An 11,035-nucleotide genomic window follows, 5' to 3' on the forward strand; every position below is an offset into this window, starting at 1 on the left:
GACTTTAAGTTTTACTTAAATTAGAAGCTATATTTTGCCATTAAACCGAAGCGGTTATCTTTATAGGAGTTGCCAGCAAAGGTATCGCGCTTACCATTTACATATTCCACACCTAAATCAATTGGTGTAGCAGGACTATAAATAAAGTTGATCCATGCTTGTTGCACTTTTTCATTGGCTGCAGTATTTAAACGAGCATAATCAGAACCATCATCGGCATACATGCCACCATAAGCCAGTGTCGAGCGGAACTGTGGCGAGAATTTGTACGTAGCACCTAGCTGTACCGCATTAAATTCATTTTGCTCAATATTCTTATTAACATCGACCACATAAGCCGTGTTACTACCATATAGATAGTTACTGTTACCGACCACATGCGAAACATCTGCCGATACTTTTAATGGCGACGATACTTGATAATTCATCCCTGCTGCAACACCCCAGCCGGTTTTATCATCTTTACCTGTTTCATCTTTATACTGTTCAATCAAAGCGCGAGCTGAAGCAGTGCCTTTACCGTCTGCAAAACCTTGAATAACTTTACCGGTTAAAACGGGTAAGCTATATTTCACAGTACTGGCTGTTGCTGTACTGGCACCTCTTTCCATAGCCACCAGTAATTGCGTGGTTGGTGCAAGTTTATAATTATAACGAATCTGTGGAATACGCGTGGTACCGCCACCCATATTGGTGTTGAAATCGATCATCTCTGGCGCATGGCTAGACAAGAAATTTGATGTGGTTTGACCAAGTAACCAATTATTATAGGTGACATAGGCATGACGAATACGTAAGCTTTCAGAAGCGCTGGCAAAATCAACCTCAACCTTACCACCGACTTTATCATCACCGACTGGTGTATCAAAATCTAAACCAAAACGCGTGATTTTTGCGGTCGCACGAAGTTTGTCACTGGCTTCTTCTGTACTGGTATGCACCGAGTTAAAGTCGTTATCTGCACCTTTAACAATATAGTTGGCATCACCACGAATAAAACCATACAACTTCACATTGGCGCCTGCTTTGGTTTTAAATGCAGTTAAAGAGGCGTCAGATTTAGCCACAGGTGCAGCAGCAAGTTGTACTGGCTGTGCTTTAACTTGTTCAATTTGAGTTTGTTGCTGTTGTTGCACTTGATGTTGCTGTTGAATTAAGGTTTTTAATGACTCAACTTCTTGGCGCAACTGTTGAATTTGCTGTTGTTCACTTTGTGCTGCGTGTGCGCTACTGGCCATAATAGCAGTGACGGCGACGGCCAAAGTCTTTGCCATAAAGGTAGTATTGATTGATTGACCCATTTTCATCTCCAAAATTTTAATTATCTTGCATCCGTGCCTGTATGCTTTTAACCCAAAGTGCAGGGCTTAAAAAGCAGCAGTACATTTTTTTAACCCACTAAAAAAACATCGCACTTTATGCTGTGTTTTAGGCTCATCATGAAACCTAAACAAATAAAAAAACTACATAAGTAACACAATGTGTAAGTTATACGCACTCAATTTAACAAGTTCTGAAGTTTATTAAAATCAGTTTTGCCGCACACTTATTTAAAATTGATCTGTTTTATAGATAAAGGCCGTAAAAGCCTAATATATTTATACAGTTAGACATCTGTTAATAAAACTTTGAACTGATTTTATTAGACTATTGTATATAGAAAATTTACGCCAAAAACTTCATTTCAAAAGGATTTTTATAAAAATCATGGTGGGTTATTGACTAAAAAACATGTTCACTTAAAACGCATAAGAATCATTTTTTAAATATAAGCTGTATCGCTATCGCTTATGAAAATCCTGACATGCGCATGCTTTTGTCTAGTTCATCAATCGCCAGCGCCAAAGGCTATTTGTTGATAAGACAAAAGAACAGCCACCGAATAGATGTGGCTGCGAGCGTATAAATGATTTAAAACTCCAAAAATCATATCCCACCTTTAAGCAAATTTTAGCTTCAAGATCAACAATGCAAGCGCGATTTTAATCGTCTGTTTGATGTTAGCAATCATTCGTTACTGGCGTTCAAGAGTGCGCAGTTGGCTCAATTTCCAAATAGACAGCAGCATAATACCCACAAATATCAACATCACGATGGCCATATTGGCCAGCGCACTCCACAGCAAAAAGTTCAACATCACTCCTGCCAGTAAGCCACAAGCAAACTGCATACTGCCCATCACCGCACTGGCTGTACCTGCACGTTCACCTTGCTCTGCCATTGCCAATGCCATGGCATTTGGACCCGTAAAACCAATCCCTGAAATAGCCAGAAACATACCGATTAAAACAATCCATAATGCAACATTGCTCAATAAGCTTGCGCTGAGCAAAACCATTACCCCAAGCAGTTGCAATACAGCGCCTATTTTTAAACGCTGCAAGACTGAAAAGGTCCGTCCTAATTTCTTATTGATGCTCGACAACAGCATAATACCCAACGCATTTAAACCAAATGCATAGGCAAACTGCTGCTGATTCAGCCCATAATCATCCATTAAAATACTGGCTGATGAGCTGATATAGCAAAATAAAATACCACCGGAAAAACAACCGGCCAACATCGGCCATCTAAAACTTTTTTGTTTAAAAATTGCGCCATATAAGTTCAGCACTTGTTTAATGTTTAAATTTAATCGGCGCTCTACTGGCAAGGTTTCTTGAAAGAAAAAATGCACACAGATTAAACAGATCAACCCAATGGCGCTTAAAAACACAAACACCGCAGGCCATGAAAAATATAGCAACACCAAAGCACCTAAACTGGGGGCAATAATTGGGGCAATGCCCATCACAATCATCATACTGGCAAAGGCTTGAGCCGAGCTTTGTAAATCTAAGCGATCACGAATCGCAGCGCGTGCAATCACCACACCGACACAGCCGCCAAGCGCCTGCAAAATACGTGCAGCAATCAGACTCCACTCACTGTTGGCAAAGGTACATAATATGCTGGCGCAAATATAAAGTAGTAAGCCAAAATATAAGGGGGTCTTACGACCAATACGATCACTCAGTGGTCCATAAATCAGTTGCCCTAAAGCCAAACCTAGAAAATAAGCCGGTAATGTATTGGCCACTCTTTGCGTGGTTATACCAAAATCATTGGCCATTTGTGGCAGTGCCGGCAGATACATATCAATAGACAATGGCCCTAAAGACGTCAGCAGCGCCAGTAGCATAATCCATGTCGTGGCGTAGGATTGAGTCGGTTTTGATACAGACATAATCATATTTATTTTTTAAATGGCCAGATTAAAGACAAGCTTACACTGTACATAGTATGATTTCTTCATCTGGAAAGTGAAAAATCACACAATTTAATTTCAGGCTACACAGCTCATTTTGTGTAAAGGACCTCATTTGAAACCTTGGCTTACGCGTCTGCAACAAGCGACCTACAACACCACCTTTATGTACAACATGCGCATGATTATTGCGTTTGCAGGAACGGCTTTTGTGCCTTACTTTATGGGCTACCAGTTGGCCACGATTCCGCTAACTTTAGGTATGGTTGCAGCCGGCTTAAGTGATATTGATGATCGTTTTTCAGTGCGTATCGTGAATTTAATTTATACCTATATTGGGTTTTTCATTACCGCAGTCTCGATTTATTTGCTCTTTCCCTATCCTGTGTTATTTGCTTTTGGCTTAATTATCTCTTGTATTGGTTTAATTTTATTAGGCTCGTTAGGACGGCGCTATGCCACCATCTCTTATGGCTGTTTGGTCATTTCCGTTTATTCGATGTTAGGCGTGGGCTTATTTGAACACTGGTATACACAAGCTTTATTGTTGGTGATTGGGGCGGCGTGGTATGGACTGCTTTCCACCGTTAGTTTCTTGTTGTTTCCCGTGCGCCAAGTACAAGACAAATTAGCGCAGTGTTATTCATCTTTAGGCGACTTTTTATTCGCCAAATCGAATCTGTTCGATGTTGATATGACGCCCAAAAGTTATCAAGACAGCATGATTGAACTGTCACTGGAAAATGGCAAACTGGTCGGTATTTTTAATGAAATGAAAACTGCCCTGTTGACGCGTTTAAAAGGGGATCGCGGGCAAAAAGATACACGGCGCAGCCTACAATACTATTTTGTGGCACAAGATATTCATGAACGCGCTGACTCTGCGCATATTGACTATCAGAAGTTGGCCAAAATCTTCCAACACAGTGATATTTTATTTCGCTTTCAGCGTATCTTGTCTATTCAGGCCAAAGCCTGCAAAGATTTAAGCAACAGTATTTTGCACCGAGAAACCTACCAACATAATCCCCGCTTTAAACACACCTTTGCCAATTTAAAATTGTCCTTAGAAAAATTACGCAGTGAACAACACTATGATCCTATCTGGATTAATGCCCTGTTTGCGCTGTATCAAAATTTAAAAGCCATTGATGCGCAGCTACGCAACGTGGAAACAGAGCGCCATATTAAATTTGATAAAAGCAAACAAATTGAAAACCAACTCAAAGATGACGACCTTAAAGGTTGGCAAGACATGTGGATTCGGGTGAAGCAACATTTAACCCCTGAATCGGTGCTGTTTAGACATGCCATTCGTGTATCCGTGGTTTTATTGATTGGCTATATTTTTGTGCAAGTCACCCAAATTGAGTATGGCTATTGGATTTTATTGACGGCACTCTTTGTCAGCCAACCCAATTTTAATGCCACCAAGCGACGCTTACGTCTGCGTATTGTCGGCACCTTAATGGGTATTGTTTTAGGTTATGCTATTTTATACTTCGTGCCTTCGATTGAAGGGCAATTGTTGCTGCTGATTTTAAGTGGCGTCCTATTTTTTGATTTGCGCAGTAAACAATACGCACAAGCCACCGCATTTATCACCATTCTGGCGCTGATTAACTTTAACTTAGATGGTATGGGTTTTGATGCAGCGCTACCGCGTATGCTGAATACGCTGATTGGCTGTGCGCTGGCATGGTTTGGGGTGAGTTTTATTTTCCCCGATTGGAAGTTCCGTCGTCTATCCCGCAGTATCGAACGCGCATTGACAGCGCAGTGTAATTATTTGGCCGAAGTGACTGAGCAATATAAACATGGCCGTAACAATGGATTGAAATATCGCGTGGTGCGCCGCGCTGCGCATAACAATGATGCAGATTTGGCCTCTCTTATTTCAACCTTGGCCACTGAACCCGATTTTGATCCGACCCAAAAAATCTTGGCTTTTGAATTCTTATGTTTAAACCATACTTTAACCAGCTATATTGCGGCATTAGGCGCACATCGGAAAAAAATAGACGACCCAGAAGTGCTTAATCTTTTAGATTTGGCTTTAGATGATATTCAAGGCTCCTTGTTAAGAGACGAAATGCCCGATTTAAACACCCCCGATCTGTTAGATCATATTCGTCAGCGCTTAAATCAAAATCCAGAAGAAGACCAGACCTCACTGATTGTGTTACAGCAACTGTCATTGATCTTAAGTATTTTGAATCAATTGAGTCGACTCAAGCAAAGTTTAAGCCACGACCGCGATGAACAAGCCACTGAATTGGCCTCTTTGTAAATAGGACGAATTTGGCACAATATCCTCACTGAACGGCATCAAATAATGCTAAACTTTTTGCAGTTCTAAACTTGTTATTTTCATTATGACCGCGAAAAACTTATACGCTTATACCTTACAGCCTGTGAACTATGAAATTTCAGAGGCTGAACAACGCCAAGCGCAATTAACCATCTGGCGTAGTACCAATAAAATCAATACCAAAACATGGATTATCATGGCCGCTGTGGCTGTTTTATCAATCGTCGGTATCTTTTTACTGAAGAACTATTCGACTATTTTTTGTTGGGTGGCTCTGTTTGCCGTCGTCGCGTACTTTTTGGTGCGTAAGTTTGGCCTAGAATGGTATGTCAAACGTAAAATGAATGAATTTCCCGTACAAGAAATTAAAGGCATTCGTTTAGGCGTTCAACCGAGTGGTCTGATTATGCGTCAGAAAATGGGCGCACAAGAAGGCATGGGCGCAATTGGCTGGAAAGATGTCTACGAATGGTACAATACGCCTGAATTTATGCTGGTGAATTTTAAAGTCAAAGATCAGCAAGGCTCTTATATTTTACCAAAACGTATGGATTCAAGAAACTTTTCATTCAATACCATCCGTAAGCATTTAAATGAAACCGTAGGCCCTGCTAAAGCTATTTAAATGAGCTGCGCTGTTTAACAATATTTGCTCTAAAACGACCTCCAATTAATTGGGGGTTTTTTAATCAGCATAAATCTAAGTGAGAATGAGAATAAATATTACCTCCAAACGCTATATTATTGAATAGAAGTTCAGTTATAATTTGCGCCAATACTGCTCACCTTGCCCAACGCTCAACTATGTTAAAAAAAATCTTTTTTCAGGTTCACTGGTTTCTCGGGATTAGCGCTGGGCTAATTTTATCCATTATGGGTGTCACTGGCGCACTGTACTCGTATGAAAAACCCATTCAAGAATGGCTGAATCCAGACAGTTATACCGTTCAGGCTGAAAATCGCGCTAAATTAACCCCTGCCGAGCTGTATCAGCATTTTCAGATTACTGATCCACAGATGAAAATTAACAGTATTACGCTGGATAAAAACCCGACAGCATCGTCTAGCATCAATATTGTTAAAGAAGGCGCACGTAAGGGTTATAACCTGATGATTAACCCCTATACGGCCGCGATATTACCTGAAATTAAAGGGCGAGAATTTTTCCAGTTTATACAGCAGTTACACCGCAACTTAACCGTCGGCCCCGTGGGCAAGCAAATTACGGGTGCCTGTACCCTGATATTGATTGTATTTGTGCTCAGTGGTTTATATCTGCGTTGGCCTAAAAAACATAGCTTTAAACAGTGGTTGATGCTCAAACCGAAACTCAAAGGGCGTAATTTTCTGTGGGATTTACATGCAGTGGTTGGCACGTGGGTGGTGATTTTCTACTTGTTGCTGGCCTGTACTGGCCTATATTGGTCGTATGACTGGTGGCGCAGTGGCATGTATCAAGTGCTGGGTGTAGAGCGACCACTACTTGAAGCACAAGAAAATAAGGACAAGCGCCCACAAAATAAACAGCAATCCGCTGAAAATAGCGCGATACGCAACAACACCAATCAGGCTAAAGCACAGCAAAAAGGCATATCCCCTGAACAGATCAGCATTGCTTTAACCCAAACATGGCAAGGTTTTAACACCCAAGTCGGGCGCGACTATTCAACGCTCACTGTCAATTTACCCAAAAAACCCGATGGCAAAATTGAACTGAGCTTTGTCGATGCCATTGCTCAACATGAACGTGCGCGCAATAAAGCCGTATTCAATACTTCTACCTCCACACTTGAACACGTGGAATTGTATGAAGATAAAAAGTTAAATGAAAAAATCATGAGCAGTATGCTGCCAGTACATCGCGGGAGTTTCTTCGGTCCAGTCTATCAATTTTTGGTGGTGCTGGCTGCGCTGATGATGCCGCTGTTTTTTATCACCGGTTGGATGCTGTATCTTAAGCGTCGTAAACAAAAGAAATTAACCCAGCAAGCCAAAGCCTCTGCAACGGCCATCACCGTCGATCCACACGCCAAAGCATGGTTGATTGCTTATGCCAGCCAAACGGGTACAGCCGAACAACTGGCTTGGCGCACCGCAAGCAGTCTGCAAGAAGTGGGGCAGCCAGTAACTGTTAAGTCTGTACAACAGCTAAGCCTCGATGATTTAAAAAATATCGAGCAAGTGCTCTTTGTGGCCAGCACCTATGGCACTGGTGAAGCACCCGATTTAGCCTCTGCTTTTGCCAAGAAAATTCTGTCCAGTAACGTTGATCTAAGTCATCTAAACTATGCGGTGTTGGCTTTAGGCTCACAAGAATATCCTGAAACATTCTGTCGTTTTGCACACAGTATCGATGTCTGGCTAAAAGACAATGGTGCACGAGCATGGTTTGCGCCGATAGAAGTGAACAATACCGATCCCCTACAAATTCAAGCGTGGAATATGGCATTGGCAAAAGTCACAAAACGAGACTTACAGGCCATGACTATTGAAAAGACCTTTGATGATTGGACTTTGACTCAGCGCAATATCTTAAATCCAAACAGTGTCGCTGCACCGGTGTTTAACCTTGAATTACAGGCCAAACATGAAGCCCATTGGCAAGCGGGAGATATTGCTGAAGTTCAATCGGGTAATAGCACTGCGCGTATTGCTGCATTTATGCAACAACATCAGATCGCTGCACGCACGTTCGTCGATTCATTAAGAATCAATATCGAACAAGCATTATGGGACAAAGACTTAAGCACAGAAATTGAACCGTTTGCCAATATGCAGCATTTATTGGAACAGTTAAGTCCCCTGCCGGCACGTGAATATTCCATCGCCAGTATTCCCTCGCAACAAGTGCTGCGCTTGGTGGTACGTCAACAAAAAGATGCACATGGTCATTTAGGATTGGGATCAGGCTGGTTGACGCAACATGCAGCACTAAACAGTCAAATTGCACTTCGGATTCGTACCAATCCCTCCTTCCATTTGATTGACGACAACCGTCCGATTATTTGCATTGGTAATGGAACGGGACTGGCCGGCCTCATGAGTCTATTACACGCACGTACTCGTCAAAATTATGTTAAAAACTGGCTGATTTTTGGTGAACGGCAACGTGAACATGACTTTTTCTATCAAAGCACGCTTGAAGCATGGCAAAGCACAGGCATGTTACAGCGTCTGGATTTGGCTTTTTCTCGTGATCAAGCCGAAAAAATCTATGTACATCATAAACTACGTCAGCAAGCCGAAGAACTTAAAGCATGGATTGAGTGCGGCGCAGTTATTTATGTCTGCGGCAGTATTAAAACCATGGCCTCTGATGTCGATCAAGCCTTAATCGAGATTCTGGGTGAAGCTTGTGTCGATCAACTACGCCATGATGGCCGTTATCGCCGCGATGTCTATTGATTCAGTGCAATAACTTACCTTATATTGAGAACGCCGAGACATAATGCTCGGCGTTTTCATCTTTAAAAAGTCCTTAATAAGTAGCCTTATTTTCAGCAGAGTCCCTATATGTCTCACCGTCTCAAACGCAGCCTCAGCTTGATCACGGGCAGCGCCTTAATATTGGATAGCATTTGGCTGATTTCACTGAATAAAATGCACTTCGGTATTGTACTGCCCTTGGTGATCGGCATTGGACTCAGCGGATATGCGCTATATTTTCAACGTATCCAGCGCTTTGTTGAGAAAAATAGCCTGCGTCAAATCTTATGGCGCTGTCTATGGGGCGGATTCTTCTTATGGTTAAGCAGTGTACTGATTTTTTTCTTGTACTTAAACCATGCTATTCAGCAGCATGCTACAGCCCAGCCCACTGTGGCAGTTATTATTTTGGGCAGTGGCATCGAAAATGATCAACCCTCTGCAACCTTAAAACAACGTTTAGATATTGGCGCCGCCTATGCGCAGCACTATCCCAAGAGTGTGCTGGTGGTCAGTGGTGGCTTAAGTACCGGTCAGAAAAAGAGTGAAGCGCAAGTGATGGCCGACTATTTACAACAGCAGTATGCTATTGAGTCATCGCGTATTTTACTGGAAAGTAAAAGCACCAGTACGCAAGAAAATCTACGCAATACGCGCGCTTTACTGCGCGCAAAACAGATTGATTTATCGCAACCGATTGCCATTGCCACCAGTGATTTTCACCTTCTACGCAGTAGCGCCATTGCCAAACATCAAGGCTATCAGCAGATTGTAACCTTAAGTGCGCCCACCCCACTGTATATTCGCTATAACTCATGGTTACGTGAATACTTTGCCTTTATCAGCGGATGGTTATTACAGGAATACTAAAATTAATTTAAGCGAATGCTACGCGGCAATGGCAATTGCGTGTCTTTAAATAACGCGGGCTTTTGTATATAGAGCTGATATAAATATTTTTTCATATCCAGTAATAATTTTTCTGGAGCCACCAGTATATTTTGACCTTCAGGCGTCAAGTCCATAGACACGCAGGTATTTTCTTCGCGTAAAAAGGGAATGACTTTCTCAATAAAATCTTTTAATGAAATATTTTCAATTTGATAGTTGGCCCAATTGTCTTTAATCAGCAATCTGGCCAGGCTCTTATGTTGCCACACTGCAAAAGCACGCTGACCGGTCGGGGTTGCACATAAAGCCCAACCTTCATCAAATAAGGCATTCACCGAACCCTGAGCGACAATAGTTTCAATAAATTGCTTATAGATCGCTTGCGCATTGTAGGTATTATTTTGATTTTTAGAGGCAGCTTTACGTTGATAGGGATTTCTCATCACGTCTCAATCTTTAAAATTATTATAGTTTTGAGAGTTTATGAAAAAAATAACGTTTGAGCAAGGATAATTATGGTGGGCGCTGACGGGATCGAACCGCCGACATTCTGCTTGTAAGGCAGACGCTCTACCAACTGAGCTAAGCGCCCTAAAGAAAAAATTCAGGAGATGAATTTTTGATGCAAGATTAACACGATATGTAATCTTTTTAGGAGTCCGGCATTTTTCAAATCATTTAAATTGAAAAATGGCGCAGCGGACGGGACTCGAACCCGCGACCCTCGGCGTGACAGGCCGATATTCTAACCAACTGAACTACCGCTGCATTGCAAACTTATCACTAAGTTTTATATCCGAAGATATGGTGGGCGCTGACGGGATCGAACCGCCGACATTCTGCTTGTAAGGCAGACGCTCTACCAACTGAGCTAAGCGCCCTTAAAAGGTCTATCATGTAAATGGCGCAGCGGACGGGACTCGAACCCGCGACCCTCGGCGTGACAGGCCGATATTCTAACCAACTGAACTACCGCTGCATCACAAAAAATTGATGGGCGCTGACGGGATCGAACCGCCGACATTCTGCTTGTAAGGCAGACGCTCTACCAACTGAGCTAAGCGCCCTTAAAAGGTCTATCATGTAAATGGCGCAGCGGACGGGACTCGAACCCGCGACCCTCGGCGTGACAGGCCGATATTCTAACCAACTGAACTACC

Annotated in this window: 7 protein-coding genes and 5 tRNA genes; 4 read left to right on the forward strand and 8 right to left on the reverse strand. The window is 42.3% G+C overall.

The genetic code is table 11. The features are described from left to right. Nucleotides 1–20: 20 nt before the first annotated feature. Both SE27_RS10870 and SE27_RS10875 read right to left on the reverse strand, forming a co-directional pair. Nucleotides 21–1,301 carry a DcaP family trimeric outer membrane transporter gene (locus SE27_RS10870; RefSeq protein ID WP_039623332.1) on the reverse strand — a complete coding sequence of 427 codons (1,281 nt, stop codon included), beginning with the start codon at nt 1,299–1,301 and terminating at the stop codon, nt 21–23. A 713-nt stretch (nt 1,302–2,014) separates the two neighbouring features. Further along, nucleotides 2,015–3,232 carry a multidrug effflux MFS transporter gene (locus SE27_RS10875; RefSeq protein ID WP_406564544.1) on the reverse strand — a complete coding sequence of 406 codons (1,218 nt, stop codon included), beginning with the start codon at nt 3,230–3,232 and terminating at the stop codon, nt 2,015–2,017. Nucleotides 3,233–3,362: 130 nt separating this feature from the next. Here SE27_RS10875 and yccS point away from each other — a divergent pair, with 130 nt between their 5' ends. The 4 genes from yccS (at nt 3,363) to SE27_RS10895 (ending at nt 9,854) form a co-directional block, all read left to right on the forward strand. Continuing rightward, nucleotides 3,363–5,537 carry a YccS family putative transporter gene (yccS, locus tag SE27_RS10880; protein ID WP_039623338.1) on the forward strand — a complete coding sequence of 725 codons (2,175 nt, stop codon included), beginning with the start codon at nt 3,363–3,365 and terminating at the stop codon, nt 5,535–5,537. A gap of 85 nt (nt 5,538–5,622) precedes the next feature. Next, complete coding sequence (locus SE27_RS10885; protein ID WP_039623340.1) at nt 5,623–6,183, forward strand: hypothetical protein; 561 nt, start codon at nt 5,623–5,625, stop codon at nt 6,181–6,183. A 179-nt stretch (nt 6,184–6,362) separates the two neighbouring features. After that, complete coding sequence (locus SE27_RS10890) at nt 6,363–8,963, forward strand: PepSY domain-containing protein (protein WP_039623342.1); 2,601 nt, start codon at nt 6,363–6,365, stop codon at nt 8,961–8,963. A 108-nt stretch (nt 8,964–9,071) separates the two neighbouring features. Continuing rightward, nucleotides 9,072–9,854, forward strand: coding sequence for a YdcF family protein (locus SE27_RS10895; protein ID WP_039623343.1), 783 nt, complete (start codon nt 9,072–9,074; stop codon nt 9,852–9,854). A 2-nt stretch (nt 9,855–9,856) separates the two neighbouring features. Here SE27_RS10895 and SE27_RS10900 read toward each other — a convergent pair whose 3' ends face one another. The 6 genes from SE27_RS10900 to SE27_RS10925 form a co-directional block, all read right to left on the reverse strand. Further along, complete coding sequence (locus SE27_RS10900) at nt 9,857–10,318, reverse strand: DUF2750 domain-containing protein (RefSeq protein WP_039623347.1); 462 nt, start codon at nt 10,316–10,318, stop codon at nt 9,857–9,859. 73 nt (nt 10,319–10,391) lie between these two features. Continuing rightward, a tRNA-Val gene (locus SE27_RS10905) sits at nt 10,392–10,467 on the reverse strand. Nucleotides 10,468–10,566: 99 nt separating this feature from the next. Beyond that, nucleotides 10,567–10,643, reverse strand: a tRNA-Asp gene (locus tag SE27_RS10910). 37 nt (nt 10,644–10,680) lie between these two features. After that, nucleotides 10,681–10,756, reverse strand: a tRNA-Val gene (locus tag SE27_RS10915). Nucleotides 10,757–10,777: 21 nt separating this feature from the next. Further along, nucleotides 10,778–10,854, reverse strand: a tRNA-Asp gene (locus SE27_RS10920). Between the two features lie 15 nt (nt 10,855–10,869). Continuing rightward, nucleotides 10,870–10,942 (reverse strand) — tRNA-Val (locus SE27_RS10925). Between the last annotated feature and the right edge of the window lie 93 nt (nt 10,943–11,035).

Origin of the sequence: Acinetobacter harbinensis (assembly GCF_000816495.1) — a bacterium.
Taxonomy (GTDB): Bacteria; Pseudomonadota; Gammaproteobacteria; order Pseudomonadales; family Moraxellaceae; genus Acinetobacter; species Acinetobacter harbinensis.